General features: G+C 58.2%; 10 protein-coding genes and 1 pseudogene. 5 read left to right on the top strand and 6 right to left on the bottom strand.

The features are described 5' to 3' along the window. Window positions 1-36: 36 nt before the first annotated feature. Complete coding sequence (locus ECL_RS03180; protein WP_013095362.1) at window positions 37-2421, bottom strand: beta-N-acetylhexosaminidase; 2385 nt, start codon at window positions 2419-2421, stop codon at window positions 37-39. A gap of 177 nt (window positions 2422-2598) precedes the next feature. Further along, window positions 2599-5307, bottom strand: coding sequence for a magnesium-translocating P-type ATPase (gene mgtA / locus ECL_RS03175; RefSeq protein WP_044159534.1), 2709 nt, complete (start codon window positions 5305-5307; stop codon window positions 2599-2601). A gap of 391 nt (window positions 5308-5698) precedes the next feature. Here mgtA and treR point away from each other — a divergent pair, with 391 nt between their 5' ends. The 5 genes from treR to nrdG all read left to right on the top strand — a co-directional run bounded on the left by treR (window position 5699) and on the right by nrdG (window position 12986). Continuing rightward, the gene (gene treR / locus ECL_RS03170) at window positions 5699-6646 is read left to right on the top strand and encodes a trehalose operon repressor TreR (RefSeq protein WP_013095360.1); all 948 of its coding nucleotides are present in this window, start codon (window positions 5699-5701) and stop codon (window positions 6644-6646) included. Between the two features lie 127 nt (window positions 6647-6773). Then, window positions 6774-8192: a PTS trehalose transporter subunit IIBC gene (gene treB, locus ECL_RS03165; RefSeq protein WP_038420863.1), complete on the top strand. Its 1419-nt coding sequence runs from the start codon at window positions 6774-6776 to the stop codon at window positions 8190-8192. A gap of 51 nt (window positions 8193-8243) precedes the next feature. Then, complete coding sequence (gene treC / locus ECL_RS03160; RefSeq protein WP_013095358.1) at window positions 8244-9887, top strand: alpha,alpha-phosphotrehalase; 1644 nt, start codon at window positions 8244-8246, stop codon at window positions 9885-9887. 373 nt (window positions 9888-10260) lie between these two features. Next, window positions 10261-12399: an anaerobic ribonucleoside-triphosphate reductase gene (gene nrdD, locus ECL_RS03155; RefSeq protein ID WP_013095357.1), complete on the top strand. Its 2139-nt coding sequence runs from the start codon at window positions 10261-10263 to the stop codon at window positions 12397-12399. Window positions 12400-12521: 122 nt separating this feature from the next. After that, window positions 12522-12986 (top strand): anaerobic ribonucleoside-triphosphate reductase-activating protein, encoded by a 465-nt coding sequence (gene nrdG / locus ECL_RS03150; protein ID WP_013095356.1) that lies wholly within the window; start codon window positions 12522-12524, stop codon window positions 12984-12986. A 3-nt stretch (window positions 12987-12989) separates the two neighbouring features. On the opposite strand, the gene ECL_RS03145 is transcribed toward nrdG, so the two are convergent. The 4 genes and pseudogenes from ECL_RS03145 to ECL_RS03130 form a co-directional block, all read right to left on the bottom strand. Then, complete coding sequence (locus ECL_RS03145; RefSeq protein ID WP_013095355.1) at window positions 12990-13274, bottom strand: type II toxin-antitoxin system RelE family toxin; 285 nt, start codon at window positions 13272-13274, stop codon at window positions 12990-12992. Next, window positions 13264-13506 (bottom strand): type II toxin-antitoxin system RelB/DinJ family antitoxin, encoded by a 243-nt coding sequence (locus ECL_RS03140; RefSeq protein ID WP_008501400.1) that lies wholly within the window; start codon window positions 13504-13506, stop codon window positions 13264-13266. Before ECL_RS03140 ends, ECL_RS03145 begins: the two co-directional genes overlap by 11 nt. A 77-nt stretch (window positions 13507-13583) precedes the next feature. Further along, window positions 13584-15493, bottom strand: a pseudogene (locus tag ECL_RS03135) (BglG family transcription antiterminator). A 19-nt stretch (window positions 15494-15512) separates the two neighbouring features. After that, window positions 15513-16649, bottom strand: coding sequence for a lactonase family protein (locus ECL_RS03130; RefSeq protein WP_013095354.1), 1137 nt, complete (start codon window positions 16647-16649; stop codon window positions 15513-15515). Window positions 16650-16713: the final 64 nt, after the last annotated feature.

Below are 16713 nucleotides of genomic sequence, written 5' to 3'. Positions count from 1 at the left end.
CCCTCTCCCCCTGGGAGAGGGTTAGGGTGAGGGGGTCTACTGATTCCGCGTCGCGCGCAGCAGCGTCTCCAGCGGGTACACCGCTGCAATCACCACTTCGTCCTGAACCTTCGCCGCGTTATCCAGCTCGCTCTGAATTGAGGCGATCTCTTTATCGTCCAGCGTGCCCTGACGCGCCACCAGATCGGTGAGCCTCAGGCCAATCGAGGCCAGCTTGTCCACCTCCTGAATCACCGGCTTGATCGCCTTCAGCTGATAGCTGTTTTCACTCAGTGCCAGCGCGTCGCTGGTATTGCTCTGCCAGCGGTTAAACACATGGCGCAGCGCGTCGGCACTTTCGGTATCCTCGGCGTCGCTCACCAGACGGTCGGCCCATTTGTTCATCTGGCGCACGGTGGCGCTTTCAGCGTTCAGCTCATCCGCGAAGCGGTTAAGCGGCTCAAACTGATGGTAGTTTCCGGCCTGGAATTTAAGATGCTGACGGGTATAATACTGCGCAGGCTCCACCGCCTGGGCGAGGATTTGCAGCGGCAGCGTATCGGCATTCCCGGCAAGGCGCGTGAACTGCACCTGCTGCTGGGTGTGCTGCTGCAGCCCGACCGAGACCGTCGACCAGCTGTCCATCGCCTGCAGGCGGGTGTACATGTTGTCGACATCGGTAACATCCTGCGCGGACCATAACCGCTCCGCCACCGCAAAGGTACGCGGCCACAGACGGATATCCAGCACCGGCGCCACCACGTTTTCCGCCCACAGCGCGGCTTCTCCGCCAAGCAGATTAACCTGATGCGCGATATCCGGCACTACCGGCGGAGTGCCTTTAGGGACCTCATCAAGACGCGTGCCGCTGATCGGGTAGCGGACATTCCCCACCAGGAAATAACCCGTGAGCTTATCGTTATCAACCGACACCACCGGGCGCGTTTCGCCCATCCATGTATCAACGGTAAACGTCACCTGATTGTCATCGCGCCACGCAATGTTATCCACCGCGCGGCGGGACTTGCCGGCAAAATCAATAAATCCGCGCCAGCCGGACTCCCCTTTCACCAGCGTAAAGCTGCCTTCGACCGGTTTGCCTTTCAGACGCGGCATGGAGAAGGCCCAGCTCTGGGCGCTGTCGGTGTCGGCAATCACGTCCACGCCGTTTAAAGCCTGCGGAACGATCTCATTGCGGTAGTGGTAAGCGGTGGACTGCGGCTGATCGAGATAGAAGCCCGTCGAGAGGATCCCTTTGTAGCCGTTCTGCGCCACCTGTCCCAGCGCATCCTGCCCCTGCCAGGACTGGATCAGAATGCTTTTGGGCAGATCGGGATGGTAGATCTCATCCCAGCCCACCATCTGCCGGTGGTGTTTTTCAAGGATCGTTTCCAGCTTGCGGTTGAAATACGCCTGCAGCGCGTGGCTGTCCGCCAGCTTGTGGTCGCGCATAAACTGCTGAATGGCCGGATTCGCTTTCCACTGGCTGTCATCCACCTCATCGCCACCGATGTGCAGATAAGGATCGGGGAAGATCGCTGCCAGTTCGCTGACCATCGCGTCAGCAAAGGCGTAAGTGGCCTCTTTGGTCGGATCCAGCACCGGCTTTAAGACTCCCCAGTGGCGCTCCATTTCGTACGGCCCCGGCGCGCTCATCAGCGCCGGGTAGGCCACGGCAATGGCCGAGGCGTGGCCCGGCATATCGATCTCCGGCACCACGCGGATAGCGCGATCGGCAGCATAGCGGACAATCTCGCGCATCTGCTCTGGCGTGTAGAACAGCCCGTCGCTGGCAAGCTGGGTCAGCTTAGGATAGCGCTTTGAGCTGAAGCGCCAGCCCTGATCGTCGGTTAAATGCCAGTGCAGCACGTTGAGTTTTGCCGCGGCCATACCGTCGAGCTGGCGTTTGATATCCGCCAGCGGGATAAAGTGGCGTGCCGAGTCCAGCAGCAGCCCGCGCCACGGGAAGCGCGGGGAATCTTCAATGGTCACCCACGGTACAGAGGTGTTTTCCGCGCCGTTTTGCACCAGCTGGAGCAGCGTTTCTATGGCACGCAGCGCGCCGAAGCGGGTGTTGGCGGAGATATCCACCCCGTTGGCATCCACCGTCAGCTTATAGCTTTCGTCGCTGTCCGGCAGCGGCTGCGGCTTCACTTTTTTGGCGATGGCAATGCGGATGGTCGGTTTTTCGGGTTTGTCGGCCTGCGGCTGCAGCGTCCAGCCGGTTTGCAGGGCAATGCGCTGGCGCAGGCGGTTAACGGCGTCACCGAGATCGTCTCCGCTGACGCTTACGGAGAGTTGATTATTAAGCACCAGCGCACCCTGAGTGGTCGGGCGTTCAACCTTCGCAGGCCAGGGCATCAGGGGAAGATCGCCTGCCGGGGCGGCAAACGCTGACGCGCCGAGCAGCAGCCCGGCGGTTAAGAGGCTGTACCGTAACATGAATGTTCCTTATCTGACGGGCCAAATACAGGCAAAACATTCTGGTAACATGCGCTCAATTTGTCGTCAAGCGAATGCGCCGACGGAGATCACAGGTTGTTGAATTTGAGAGGAAAGCCAGTCCCCTCACCCCGGCCCTCTCCCTTCCAGGGAGAGGGTTAGGGTGAGGGTGTGTTTTTACTGCCACCCATACCGACGCGCGTAAAACCCTTTCACCATCTGCGTCAGCACCATATAGCCCGCGAGGATCGCCACCAGCCACGGGAAGTAGCTCAGCGGTAAGGCCTGCAGCTGCAGGTAGCTGGCCAACGGTGAGAACGGCAGCGCGATGCCGAGCGCCATCACAATCCCCGTCATCACAATCAGCGGCCAGGCGGCACGGCTCTGGATGAACGGAATACGACGTGTGCGGATCATATGCACAATCAGCGTTTGCGACAGCAGCCCCACCACGAACCAGCCGGACTGGAACAGGGTCTGATGTTCCGGTGTATTGGCGTGGAACACAAACCACATCAGGCAGAAGGTCAGGATGTCAAAGATGGAGCTGATCGGGCCAAAGAAGAGCATAAAACGCCCCAGATCCGCCGGGTTCCAGCGCTGCGCCTTCTGGATCTGCTCGTCATCGACGTTATCAAACGGGATCGCCACCTGAGAGACATCGTACATCAGGTTCTGGATCAGCAGATGCAGCGGCAGCATCGGCAGGAACGGCAGAAACGCGCTCGCCACCAGCACGCTGAAGACGTTACCGAAGTTGGAGCTGGCGGTCATTTTGATGTATTTCAGCATGTTGGCAAAAGTCCGACGCCCTTCGATCACGCCCTCTTCCAGCACCATCAGGCTCTTTTCCAGCAGGATGATGTCTGCCGCTTCGCGGGCGATGTCCACCGCCCCGTCCACGGAGATGCCAATATCCGCCGCACGCAGCGCGGGCGCGTCGTTGATACCGTCGCCCATAAAGCCCACCACGTGCCCTTCGCGACGCAGCAGGGTGACGATACGCTCTTTGTGCATCGGCGTCAGGCGGGCAAACAGCGTGGTGTGCCGGGCAAGCTGAGCCAGCTCGTCGTCACTGAGGTGTTCGATATCGCTGCCTACCACCACGTCACCCGCGTCCAGCCCCACTTCGTGGCACACTTTGGCGGCCACCAGCTCGCTGTCGCCGGTAAGAATTTTCACGGTGATCCCGCTGGCCTTCAGCGCTTTCAGCGCCGGAGCGGTGGTCTCTTTCGGCGGATCGAGGAATGCGATATAACCCTCGAGGATCAGATCGGATTCGTCGATACGCTGATAGTCCCCCTCGCGCGCAGGCAGGAATTTGCTCGCCACCGCCACCACCCGCAGCCCCTGACGGTTCAGGTTATCCGTGACGCGTTTGATGCGGCGCAGCATGGTGTCGTCCAGCGGCACGATGTCGCCGTTGTAATGCACCTGGGTGGAAACATTGAGGATCTCCTGCAACGCGCCTTTGCAGATCAGCTGGTGCACATCCGGCTGCTCGCTGACCACCACCGACATCCGGCGGCGCTCAAAATCGAACGGGATCTCATCCACCTTCTGCCAGCGGCCAGAGAGTGAGCGGGCAGACTCTTCATCCACCCCTTCCAGCACCGCAACATCGAGCAGATTTTTCAGCCCGGTCTGGTAGTGGCTGTTCAGCCAGGCGCTGTGCAGCACGCGTTCGCTGGTTTTACCGGCGATATCGGTGTGGTTCTCCAGCACGATTTTATCCTGCGTCAGCGTGCCGGTTTTGTCGGTGCAGAGAATGTCCATTGCGCCAAAGTTCTGAATGGCGTCGAGGTGTTTGACGATCACCTTCTGTTTTGACAACTTCACCGCCCCGCGCGCCAGGGTGGAGGTGACAATCATCGGCAGCATTTCCGGCGTTAAGCCAACCGCCACGGAGAGCGCAAACAGCGCGGCTTCCCACCAGTCGCCTTTGGTGTAGCCGTTGATCAGCAGCACAATCGGCGTCATCACCATCATAAAGCGGATCAGCAGCATGCTGACGCGGCCAATCCCTTTCTGGAACGCATTCGGCTCGCTCTCCTGCTCTGTCACACGTCCGGCAAGCTGACCAAACCAGGTATTGCCGCCGGTGGCGATGACAATCGCCTGCGCCGTGCCGCTGACCACCGTGGTGCCCATAAAGCACAGGGTGTCGCACTCAAGCGGGTTCATCTGCTGCGGATCGCGGCTCCGCGCCACCTTTTCCACCGGCAGGGACTCCCCGGTGAGCGAGGCCTGGGCCACGAACAGATCGCGCGCCTGGATGATGCGTAAATCCGCCGGGATCATATCCCCGGCGGCGAGCTTCACCAGATCGCCCGGCACCAGTTGGTCGATGGGCAGTTCGACCCAGGCGTTTTCACCCAGATCGTTGATGACTCGCGACACGGTCGCGGTGTTGCTGACCATCGCCTTCAGGGCATCCGCCGCTTTGGTGGAGCGCGCTTCCTGGATAAAGTTCAGCAGCGTGGAGATCCCCACCATCAGGGCGATAACGCCCGCGGCAAACAGATCTTCAGTGGCGTAAGAGATAATGCCCAGCACCGTCAGTAGCAGGTTGAAGGGGTTGCGGTAGCAGATCCACAGATGCACCCACCACGGCGCTGGCTTTTGCGCCGGGATAAGGTTATCGCCATGCACGGCCCGGATTTTTTGCACTTCAGCCGCGTTCAGCCCTTCCGGGTGTCCGTTAAAGGCACGCCAGACTTCGTTCTCATCCATCGCCGCCACGTTGAGGCAACGCTCGGTCAGGCTGGCGGGAATAGTGGCGCCGGAGAAATTTTTGCCGTTTGGCAGCGGATCGCGCTGAACCAGACGGTGTGGCAGGTGGCGGCTCAGCAGCGCCTGCAGCTGCCGGGTGATATTTTTAAACATAGTCATTCCCCCGCATCCGCCAGGGCGGACGCAGTCATTCCTGCAGGCGTGGCAAAGCCGTACCTGACAGGCACTTAAATTTTCAAGCAGGAACGTTCAGAACGTTGCTGCCTCACATCACCGGTGAGACAGCACAAGGCTGGCTTACCGGAAAGAAGGGGTTCTCCTGGTCAGGAGAGGTGTGGGATCGGGATCCATGTCGCCTCCGGTAAGTAAAAATAAGGGGTACGCCGCGCAGTATAAGGATTTAACCGTACCCTAAGCGGCGCGTCGGGCGGTATTATACCCACCCTCAAATAAACCGAACGTAAACCAGACTTTGCCCATAGCGAATTAGCGCTATAGCATTAGGCTCATTTGACACCGTTATCGTTGTTACAGGGAATACAGCATGCAAAACCGCCTTACGATTAAAGACATTGCGCGTTTAAGCGGCGTGGGGAAATCCACCGTGTCGCGCGTGCTGAACAACGAGAGCGGTGTCAGCGAACGCACGCGCGAGCGCGTCGAGGCGGTGATGAATCAGCACGGGTTTTCCCCTTCCCGTTCCGCACGCGCCATGCGCGGACAGAGCGATAAAGTGGTCGCCATTATTGTCTCGCGTCTGGATTCTCTCTCTGAAAACCTCGCCGTACAAACCATGCTGCCCGCCTTCTATGAGCAGGGTTACGATCCAATCATGATGGAGAGCCAGTTCTCGCCACAGCTGGTGGAAGAGCATCTGGGGATGCTGGCGCGACGCAACATCGACGGGGTGGTCCTGTTTGGCTTTACCGGCATTAAAGAGGAGATGCTCAAACCCTGGCAACCCTCGCTGGTCTTGCTGGCACGCGATGCCCACGGATTTGCGTCCGTCTGCTATGACGATGAAGGGGCGATTATTACCCTGATGCAGCGCCTGTACGAAAAAGGCCATCGCCATATCAGCTATCTTGGCGTACCGCACGCGGACGTCACCACCGGCAAACGCCGTCACGAAGCCTATCTGGCGTTTTGCAAAAAGCACAACCTCTCTGCCGTGGCTTCCCTGCCCGGGCTTGGCATGAAGCAGGGCTATGAACAGGTCGCCAGCGTACTGACCCCGCAGACCACCGCGCTGGTGTGCGCGACCGATACCCTGGCGCTGGGTGCGAGCAAATATTTACAGGAACAGCGCATCGACGACCTGCAGGTCGCCAGCGTAGGCAGTACCCCGCTGATGAAGTTCCTGCACCCGGAGATCATCACCGTCGATCCGGGCTACGCTGAGTCCGGCCGTCAGGCCGCCGCACAGCTGATTGAGCAGATCAACGGGCGCGCAGAACCCCGCCAAATCGTCATTCCCGTCCATCTTTCATAACCGCCATAAATCGGTTTATTGTGATCTTCGCCCGATTTCGGGAACGTTCCCATTTTCGCCGTCCCGCTGAAGGAGTAGGCTTGCGCTCAGGTCATTACACCCCTCCCATCTGTCATGAGGTTTCATGATGAGTAAAGTCAAACAAGCAGATATCGATCAGCTGATCGTCCTGGTGGGCGGTCGCGAAAACATCGCGACGGTCAGCCATTGTATTACCCGCCTGCGCTTCGTGCTGAACGATCCGGCCAAAGCCAATCCGAAAGCGATTGAAGCGCTTTCGATGGTGAAAGGCTGCTTCACCAACGCCGGGCAGTTCCAGGTGGTTATTGGTACCGAAGTGGGCGATTACTATCAGGCTCTGCTCGCCACTACCGGGCACAACGCGGCAGATAAAGAGCAGGCCAAAAAGGCCGCGCGCCAGAATATGAAATGGCACGAGCAGCTTATCTCCCACTTCGCAGAGATCTTCTTCCCGCTGCTGCCAGCGCTGATCAGCGGGGGCTTAATTTTAGGCTTCCGTAACGTCATCGGTGATGTGCCGATGAGCGACGGCAAAACCCTGGCGCAGATGTACCCGGCGCTGAAAACCATTTACGACTTCCTGTGGCTGATTGGCGAAGCGATCTTCTTCTATCTGCCGGTGGGGATTTGCTGGTCCGCCGTGCGTAAAATGGGCGGTACCCCGATTCTGGGTATCGTGCTCGGCGTAACGCTGGTCTCTCCGCAGTTAATGAACGCTTACTTACTTGGCCAGCAGGCGCCGGAAGTGTGGAACTTTGGCCTGTTCACCATCGCCAAAGTGGGCTATCAGGCGCAGGTTATCCCGGCACTGCTGGCGGGTCTGGCATTGGGCTTTATTGAGACGCGCCTGAAACGCATCGTGCCAGATTACCTCTATCTGGTAGTGGTGCCGGTCTGCTCGCTGATCCTGGCGGTGTTCCTGGCGCACGCCTTTATCGGTCCGTTTGGCCGCATGATCGGCGACGGTGTGGCCTTTGCCGTCCGTCACCTGATGACCGGCAGCTTCGCGCCGATTGGTGCCGCGCTGTTCGGCTTCCTGTACGCCCCGCTGGTGATCACCGGCGTACACCAGACCACGCTGGCGATTGATATGCAGATGATCCAGAGCCTTGGCGGCACGCCGGTCTGGCCGATTATCGCGCTGTCTAACATCGCTCAGGCATCTGCCGTAACGGGCATTATTCTGGTCAGCCGTAAGCATAACGAGCGTGAAATTTCCGTTCCGGCCGCCATCTCCGCGTATCTCGGGGTCACCGAACCGGCGATGTACGGTATCAACCTGAAATACCGCTTCCCGATGCTCTGCGCCATGATCGGCTCGGGTCTGGCGGGTCTGGTGTGTGGTCTCAACGGCGTGATGGCAAACGGCATCGGCGTTGGTGGCCTGCCGGGTATTCTCTCCATTCAGCCCGCCTTCTGGCAGGTGTTTGCCCTGGCGATGGCCATCGCGATCATCGTCCCTATGGCGCTCACCACCGTGGTTTACCAGCGTAAGTTCCGTCAGGGCGCGCTGCAGATTGTTTAACTTCATCTTTCGGGGCGCAGTTGCGCCCCTTCGCATTTGCAGGAACGCATTATGAATACCCTTCCTCACTGGTGGCAGAACGGAGTCATCTATCAGATTTACCCAAAAAGTTTTCAGGACACGACCGGCAGCGGCACCGGCGATTTGCGCGGCGTGACGCAGCGGCTGGACTACCTGAAAACCCTCGGTATTGACGCCATCTGGCTGACGCCGTTTTACATCTCCCCGCAGGTCGATAACGGCTACGACGTGGCGAATTACACCGCCATCGACCCGGCGTACGGCACGCTGGATGACTTTGACGAGCTGGTCGCCCAGGCGCATGAACGCGGCATTCGCATCGTGCTGGATATGGTGTTTAACCACACGTCAACCCAGCACGCCTGGTTCCGTGAATCACTGAATAAAGCCAGCCCGTACCGCCAGTTTTATATCTGGCGCGACGGCACGCCGGAGCAGCTTCCCAACAACTGGCGCTCCAAATTCGGCGGCAACGCCTGGCGCTGGCACGCCGAGAGCGAGCAGTATTATCTGCACCTCTTCGCCCCGGAGCAGGCGGATCTCAACTGGGAGAATCCGGCCGTGCGCGCTGAACTGAAAAAGGTGTGCGAGTTCTGGGCCGATCGCGGCGTGGACGGCCTGCGTCTGGATGTGATTAACCTGATTTCGAAAGATCAGGCTTTCCCGAATGACGATATTGGCGACGGTCGCCGCTTCTACACTGACGGGCCGCGCATTCATGAATATCTCCAGGAGATGAGCCGCGACGTCTTTACGCCGCGTAATCTGATGACGGTGGGCGAGATGTCCTCCACCTCGCTGGAGAACTGCCAGCAGTATGCGTCTCTCGACGGGCGCGAGCTGTCGATGACCTTTAACTTCCATCATCTGAAGGTGGATTACCCCGGCGGCGAAAAATGGACGCTGGCAAAACCGGATTTCGTGGCGCTGAAAACCCTCTTCAACCACTGGCAGCAGGGGATGCATAACAAAGCGTGGAACGCGCTGTTCTGGTGTAACCACGATCAGCCGCGCATTGTGTCGCGCTTTGGCGATGAAGGCGAATACCGCGTACCGGCGGCGAAGATGCTGGGCATGGTGCTGCACGGGATGCAGGGCACGCCGTATATCTATCAGGGTGAAGAGCTTGGCATGACCAACCCGCACTTCAGCCGTATCACCGATTACCGCGACGTGGAAAGCCTGAACATGTTCGCCGAACTGCGAGCTAACGGCCGCGATCCGAACGAACTCCTGGCGATTCTGGCGAGTAAGTCGCGCGATAACGGGCGCACGCCGATGCAGTGGGATGCCTCGCACAATGCGGGCTTTACCGAAGGTGAGCCGTGGATTGGCGTCTGCGACAACTACGAGACGGTCAACGCCCGCGCGGCGCTGGACGATCCCGATTCGGTGTTTTATACCTACCAGTCGCTAATTCGCCTGCGCAAAACCCTGCCGGTGTTGACGTGGGGCGATTATCAGGATCTGCAGCCGGAACATCCGTCCCTGTGGTGTTATCGCCGCCAGTGGCAGGGGAAAACCCTGGTGGTGGTGGCTAACCTCAGCCATCAGTCTCATGAATGGGAATCTGATGTTCTCAGCGGTGAGTGGCAGGCCGTCATGAGTAACTACCCGGCCCCACACACCGCCACGCTACGTCCGTTTGAAGCCGTCTGGTGGCTACAGGCGTAATCTCCCGCCGGGCGTAACAGCAGCGCCCGGCTTACTTTACTGTTTTTGTTGAATAATTAATCAGATTTTTCCTTTGCGGATTTACATTCGCTCCAGCGCCCGCCGTTTGTACTCTCGTCTTTTTACTTTGTTCTGAATCAAAAAAATCGCAAACATGTTTGATGCAAATCACTATATGTAGCACTTAAAATGCTGGCCGACCCAACATCTTGTATTTATCGTCTACTATTCCAACAACAACACGGCGACTCCGCTCTCCGGGATTGTGGATAACAAGGGTCGGGAACGCGGGAAGTCATTGGGCTGGCTGATAATCCACCCGGTGCATACTTCCCCACCTCTGTGGATAACCTGTTTTTAAAATGGAGTGATCATGACACCGCATGTGATGAAACGTGATGGCTGTAAAGTGCCGTTTAAATCAGAGCGCATTCAGGAAGCCATTCTGCGTGCAGCTAAAGCAGCGGGAGTCGATGACGCAGATTACTGCGCCACCGTCGCAGACGTCGTTAGCCGCCAGATGAACGAACGCAGCCAGGTGGATATCAGCGAGATCCAGACTGCGGTTGAGAACCAGCTGATGTCTGGTCCTTACAAGCAGTTAGCGCGCGCATACATTGAGTACCGCCACGACCGCGACGTCCAGCGTGAGAAGCGCGGTCGTCTGAATCAGGAAATCCGGGGTCTGGTCGAGCAGACCAACTCCGCCCTGCTCAATGAAAACGCCAATAAAGACAGCAAGGTGATCCCGACCCAGCGCGATCTGCTGGCCGGTATCGTGGCTAAACACTACGCCCGTCAGCATCTGTTGCCGCGCGACGTGGTATCGGCGCACGAGCGCGGTGAGATCCACTACCACGATCTCGACTACTCGCCGTTCTTCCCGATGTTTAACTGCATGCTGATCGACCTCAAGGGCATGCTTACCCACGGTTTTAAAATGGGTAACGCCGAGATTGAACCACCGAAGTCTATCTCCACGGCGACGGCCGTCACGGCGCAGATTATCGCCCAGGTCGCGAGCCACATTTATGGCGGCACCACCATTAACCGCATTGATGAAGTGCTGGCCCCGTTTGTCACCGCCAGCTTTAAGAAGCACCGTAAAACAGCGGAAGAGTGGCAAATCCCCGATGCCGACGGCTACGCCCATTCCCGCACCGAGAAAGAGTGCTATGACGCGTTCCAGTCGCTGGAGTACGAGGTGAACACGCTGCATACCGCGAATGGTCAGACGCCGTTTGTCACGTTCGGCTTTGGTCTGGGTACCAGCTGGGAATCGCGCCTGATTCAGCAGTCCATTCTGCGTAACCGTATCTCCGGTCTTGGCAAAAACCGCAAAACGGCGGTGTTCCCGAAACTGGTGTTCGCCATCCGCGACGGTCTGAACCATAAGTTTGGTGACCCGAACTACGACATTAAACAGCTGGCGCTGGAGTGCGCGAGCAAGCGTATGTATCCGGACATTCTGAACTACGACCAGGTGGTGAAAGTCACCGGTTCGTTTAAAACCCCGATGGGCTGTCGCAGCTTCCTCGGCGTGTATGAGGACGAAAATGGTGAGCAGGTGCATGACGGCCGCAACAACCTGGGCGTGATCAGCCTGAACCTGCCGCGCATCGCGCTGGAAGCCAAAGGTAATGAAGACGCCTTCTGGGCGCTGCTGGATGAGCGTTTACAGCTGGCGCGTAAAGCGCTGATGACCCGCATCGCCCGTCTGGAAGGGGTGAAAGCCCGTGTCGCGCCAATCCTCTATATGGAAGGGGCCTGCGGCGTGCGTCTGAAAGCGGACGACGATGTGTCTGAGATCTTCAAAAACGGTCGTGCGTCGATCTCGCTGGGCTATATCGGCATTCACGAAACCATCAACGCCCTGTTTGGCAACACGCATATGTATGACAGCGACGCGCTGCGCGAGAAAGGCATCGCCATTGTTCAGCGCCTGCGCGATGCCGTTGACCAGTGGAAAGAAGAGACCGGCTACGGCTTTAGCCTGTACAGCACGCCGAGCGAAAACCTGTGTGACCGTTTCTGCCGTCTGGACACCGCCGAGTTCGGTATTGTGGAAGGGGTGACTGATAAAGGTTACTACACCAACAGCTTCCACCTGGACGTGGAGAAAAAGGTTAACCCGTACGACAAAATTGACTTTGAAGCGGCCTATCCCCCTATCGCCAGCGGCGGCTTTATCTGCTACGGCGAATACCCGAACATCCAGCACAACCTTAAAGCGCTGGAAGACGTGTGGGATTACAGCTATCAGCACGTGCCGTATTACGGCACCAACACGCCTATCGATGAGTGCTACGAGTGCGGCTTTACCGGCGAGTTTGAGTGTACCAGTAAAGGCTTTACCTGCCCGAAATGCGGCAACCACGATGCGGCCCGCGTATCGGTAACCCGCCGCGTGTGCGGCTATCTTGGCAGCCCGGATGCGCGTCCGTTCAACGCCGGTAAGCAGGAAGAGGTGAAACGCCGCGTGAAGCATTTAGGGAATGGGCAGATCGGGTAAGTTCCGTGTTCTCCCCCTCACCCTAGCCCTCTCCCTCAAGGGAGAGGGAACTCTTCCCCCTCTCCCCGTGGGAGAGGGCCGGGGTGAGGGCATCAGCGCGCATACATTCTCTGGACATTTCTATGCGATATCACCAGTACTACCCCGTCGACATCGTTAACGGCCCCGGCACCCGCTGCACTCTTTTTGTCTCAGGCTGCGTGCACGAATGCCCTGGCTGCTACAACAAAAGCACCTGGCGGCTCAATTCCGGCATGCCGTTTACTGCCGAGGTGGAAGACCGGATCATTAACGACCTCAACGACACCCGCATCAAACGCCAGGGGATTTCGCTCTCCGGCGGCGATCCGCTGCATCCGCAAAACGTGCCGGAGATCCTGAAGCTGGTGAAACGCATTCGCCGCGAGTGCGCAGGAAAAGATATCTGGGTCTGGACGGGCTATAAGCTGGACGAGCTGAACGCGCAGCAAAGGGAAGTGGTGGATCTGATTAACGTGCTGGTCGACGGCAAATTTGTACAGGATTTAAAAGACCCGGCGCTTATCTGGCGCGGCAGCAGTAACCAGGTTGTGCATCATTTGCGCTGAACGCTATAGCCGTTTGTTAGCATCGTGATACACAGTTAATTTCTCTCTTTTCCCAATGGCGATGACAACTACCGTTACCACGTTGTCCTGAACCTGATAGACCAAACGGTAACCCTGGGATCTGAGTTTTATTTTGTAGCAATCAGGCAGGTTATGCAGACGGGCCGATTCGATCCGGGGGTTTACCAACACCCCGGCAAGTTTCTTCTTGAACTGCTTTTTTACAGTCTCCCCCAGCTTGCTCCACTCTTTTAACGCCCTCGGGTCAAATTCCAGTTCATAAGTCATCCAGACTAACCTTAATTCCCTTTTGCGGATTAGCCAGTCGCTCCCGGACTGTCTGTATCAGCGCATCTTCGCTGTCGCTAATCGTGACCGTTTTCACCGGCATGCGTCCCGTCTCGGCGACATACTGAAACAGGAGTCGCACGGCTTCTGTTGGGGTGATATTGAGTTTTTCCAGCACGGCATAAGCCTCGTTTTTGAGTTTGTCATCCAGACGGACGTTAAGCGTAGCCATTATGCCTCCAGGAGAATCGAATGTGTAATGCAGTTTAGCATTACATTCGCATTACATCGAATTCTGGATAACGCCTCTCAAAACCGGCTCAAACTCTCCATCGCCACCGCCTTAAACTCGGCAAAATCTCCGCAGCTACACAGCCGTGACATCGCACGTTCGCGCAGGAAGGTGACGAAAATATCGTAGATCGCCATCGCCTCTTCGTATTCGCTTTTGCTGATGGCGAGCAGGAAGATGACGTGGGCGGTTTCGTCGCCCCACTGGACGCCGTGCGGGGCGAGCACGGTATAGACCACCGTTTTCTGCGCCAGCAGGCCAAGGGAGTGCGGCAGCGCGATGCCGTCGCCGAGCATGGTGCTGACGATGGCTTCACGTTCAACGACCGAGTCGAGGAATTCAGCCCCCACAAAGCCCTCTTCTTCAAGCTGGACGCAGAGCTCGCGGAACAGCGTTTGCTGGTCCACTGGGGCGTTGAGAATACGGAAATGCGCAGCGTCGAAGTATTTATCCAGCATCCACGGACGGGTTCTGTCCACCAGCACCAGCTTGCCGATCTGCTCCAGCTGGTAGTCCGTCGGGAACGGGGCGATCATCACCACCGGCTTAGACTTTTCACTGACGCGGGCAGTCGAGATCACAAAGTCTTCGCTAATGGATTCCGTCTGCTCGTACTCGCGAAGCGTAAGCGTGCGTGTGACCTCAATCTGCGGGTATTTGCGCTGCAGCACCGCCTCAATCATGCGTACCATGGCATTACCGGCATCGCACACCAGCAGCACGCGCGGCTGGCGCTGGTAGCCAATGTTATAGTGGCGCTCCAGCCCGACGCCAATATGCAGCACCAGGAAGCCAATCTCGTTTTCGCTGATCACATACGGCGTGTATTTGCCCCAGCTTGAGACTGCCGCCAGCGTCATATCCCACGCCATCGGATAGTGCTGCTTGATGTTATCCAGCAGCGGATTCGGGATCATGATTTGATACCGCACGCGGGTGATCATGGTTTTGATATGGGTAAGCAGATCCGCATGCAGCTGCTCGTCGCTGAGCAGGTTGTAGTTATAGTGGGTGTTGATATAGCGCAGGATGTAGTTGACCAGCGCTTCGTCGTCATCCGCATTGATGGCACTCGGCGCGATATCCTGGATCTGCCGCGCGGCGATATGCACGCACAGCCAGCTCTCTTCCGAAGGGGAAAGCGCTTTGCCCGCCAGTTGCTGGATGGTCACCGCGATATCTTTCGCCGCGTCACGCACGTTCTCTTCCACATCTTCGGCATGGAATTCCGGCAGCGGGTACCCCTCGCTGATGCGGCGCACCGACACCGCGCAGTAGAGTCGCAGGAACAGCTCGCCTTCGTCGTCAGGCGGATGTGATGCCGCGTCAGCGCCTCGTGCAGTACGGGCACCATCTGCTCTGCTACTCCGGCATTGAGCGCCACGTCGGTCACCAGCGGGTTCAGGCTGTCCTGCTGGGCCAGTTCCCAGAGCAGATCGGTCAGACAGGCGCGGGTCGCCATCTCACTGCCAAACAGCTTCATGCCGTGGCGTGGACGCGTTTCCAGCGTCAGGTTGTAGCGGTGGAACCACTCCCGCACCTCCGCCATATCGCTCTGCAGCGTGGCGCGGCTGACGAACCACTCGTCGGCCAGGTCTTCCAGCTTGAGTGAAAACGCCGAGGTGAGAAAACGCACCACCAGATAATGCACGCGCTCCGGCCCGGTACGGGGAATGCGCAGCGCGCGCGGATGGGAAGCCTGTAGCTGCTGATAACGTACCGCATCGTCAATTTTGAGCTGGTAGCCATTGCCGCGACTGAGAATAAACTGCGCGCCGTGGCTTGCCAGCAGCGCGTTCAGGGCGGAAATATCCGCCCGGACGGTTCGCGTGGAGACCGACAGCCGCTGCGCCAGCTCGTCCTGCGGCAGCGTCTCGTTTTGCAACAGATCGAAAAGTTGCGCTAAACGTTGGTTCGGAAATCGCACGTCGTTGTCCTCTTACTGCTCAGGGTGAAATGACCATCTGGGATGGGCTGCCGACCGGGGTGTAGTCTGACTCAAAGCTTAGCTTGCCGTCCTGACCGACGCGGAAACGGGTAATGTTGTCGCTGCGCTGGTTCATGACGTAAAGCCAGCGCCCCTGTTTATCGAGCGTCAGGGTGCGCGGGTAGTCGCCACGCGTCCAGACATCGTCCTGATGCGTCAGCGTGCCCTCCGCTGTTACGGTAAAGTGCCCGATGCTGTTATGCAAACGGTTAGCCACGTACAGCTGTTTACCATCTGCACTCAGCGCCAGTCCGGCCGCAAAACTGGTGCCTTTGTAACCTTCTGGCAGCGCGGAGAGCGTTTTGCCCTCTTTCAGCCTGCCGTTGCTGTCCAGCGTATAATGGGTGAGCGTAGACGCCTCTTCGTTAATCAGCCACAGCGCATCCCCCTTCGGCGTAAAGACAAAGTGCCGCGGCCCGGCCCCTTTTGAGGAGGCGCTGATAAACGGCGGATCGTTCGGCGTCAGCTTGCCGGCTCGATCGTCAAAGCGGTACTGATAGATGCGATCCAGCCCCAGATCGGTGGAAAACACATATTTCCCGCTCGGATCGGCGGCGATCATGTGCGCATGGGGGCCATTATGATCGCTGATGGCAAAACTGCCTTCTGCTGCCGCCTCCGGTTTCGCAGCGCCTGGCTCACCCTGATCCTGGTGCCGATCCGTGGCGTCACCCAGGCTGCCATCGGCTTTGATCGGCAGCACTGCGATCGATCCGCTTACGTAGTTCGCCACCAGCAGATGCTGACCGTTCGGCGTGAGCGAAAGATACACCGGCCCCGCACCGCCGGAGGAGACCTGATTCAGCTCGCTCAGCTCGCCGTTATCATCTATCCGCAGCGCCTGCACCACGCCCTGCTCCACTTCGCTTGCCAGATACAGCGTTTTGCCATCGTGCGAGACGGCCAGCTGCGCGGCGTTCGGCAGCTGACTCACCAGCGTTTTATCGCCGAGCGCACCGGTGTTCGGGTCGACGGTAAAGCGGTACAGCCCTTCCCCGTTGGGGTTATAGGTGCCCACCCAGGCGTACTGCGGCTGGGCGATAGCGGCGTTAGCCAGTAAAGAGAGTGAAGCGACAAGCAGGGTACGGGTGTGCATGATGGCTCCTTTGGGGTTATGCGGTGTGTTCCCCCCTCACCCTAACCCTCTCCCCAAAGGGGAG

The sequence above is a fragment of the Enterobacter cloacae subsp. cloacae ATCC 13047 genome, assembly GCF_000025565.1.
GTDB classification, from domain to species: Bacteria; Pseudomonadota; Gammaproteobacteria; order Enterobacterales; family Enterobacteriaceae; genus Enterobacter; species Enterobacter cloacae.
Note: the sequence above shows the minus strand (reverse complement) of the source record. Positions and strands in the feature narration are given on the sequence as shown.

Bases quoted from the DNA above. Each gene is read 5' to 3' on its own strand.
- ECL_RS03180 (WP_013095362.1), bottom strand. From the start codon at position 2,421: ATGTTACGGTACAGCCTCTTAACCGCCGGGCTGCTGCTCGGCGCGTCA.
- ECL_RS03140 (WP_008501400.1), bottom strand. From the start codon at position 13,506: ATGGCTACGCTTAACGTCCGTCTGGATGACAAACTCAAAAACGAGGCT.
- treB (WP_038420863.1), top strand. From the start codon at position 6,774: ATGAGTAAAGTCAAACAAGCAGATATCGATCAGCTGATCGTCCTGGTG.
- treC (WP_013095358.1), top strand. From the start codon at position 8,244: ATGAATACCCTTCCTCACTGGTGGCAGAACGGAGTCATCTATCAGATT.
- ECL_RS03145 (WP_013095355.1), bottom strand. From the start codon at position 13,274: ATGACTTATGAACTGGAATTTGACCCGAGGGCGTTAAAAGAGTGGAGC.
- nrdD (WP_013095357.1), top strand. From the start codon at position 10,261: ATGACACCGCATGTGATGAAACGTGATGGCTGTAAAGTGCCGTTTAAA.
- mgtA (WP_044159534.1), bottom strand. From the start codon at position 5,307: ATGTTTAAAAATATCACCCGGCAGCTGCAGGCGCTGCTGAGCCGCCAC.
- treR (WP_013095360.1), top strand. From the start codon at position 5,699: ATGCAAAACCGCCTTACGATTAAAGACATTGCGCGTTTAAGCGGCGTG.
- ECL_RS03130 (WP_013095354.1), bottom strand. From the start codon at position 16,649: ATGCACACCCGTACCCTGCTTGTCGCTTCACTCTCTTTACTGGCTAAC.
- nrdG (WP_013095356.1), top strand. From the start codon at position 12,522: ATGCGATATCACCAGTACTACCCCGTCGACATCGTTAACGGCCCCGGC.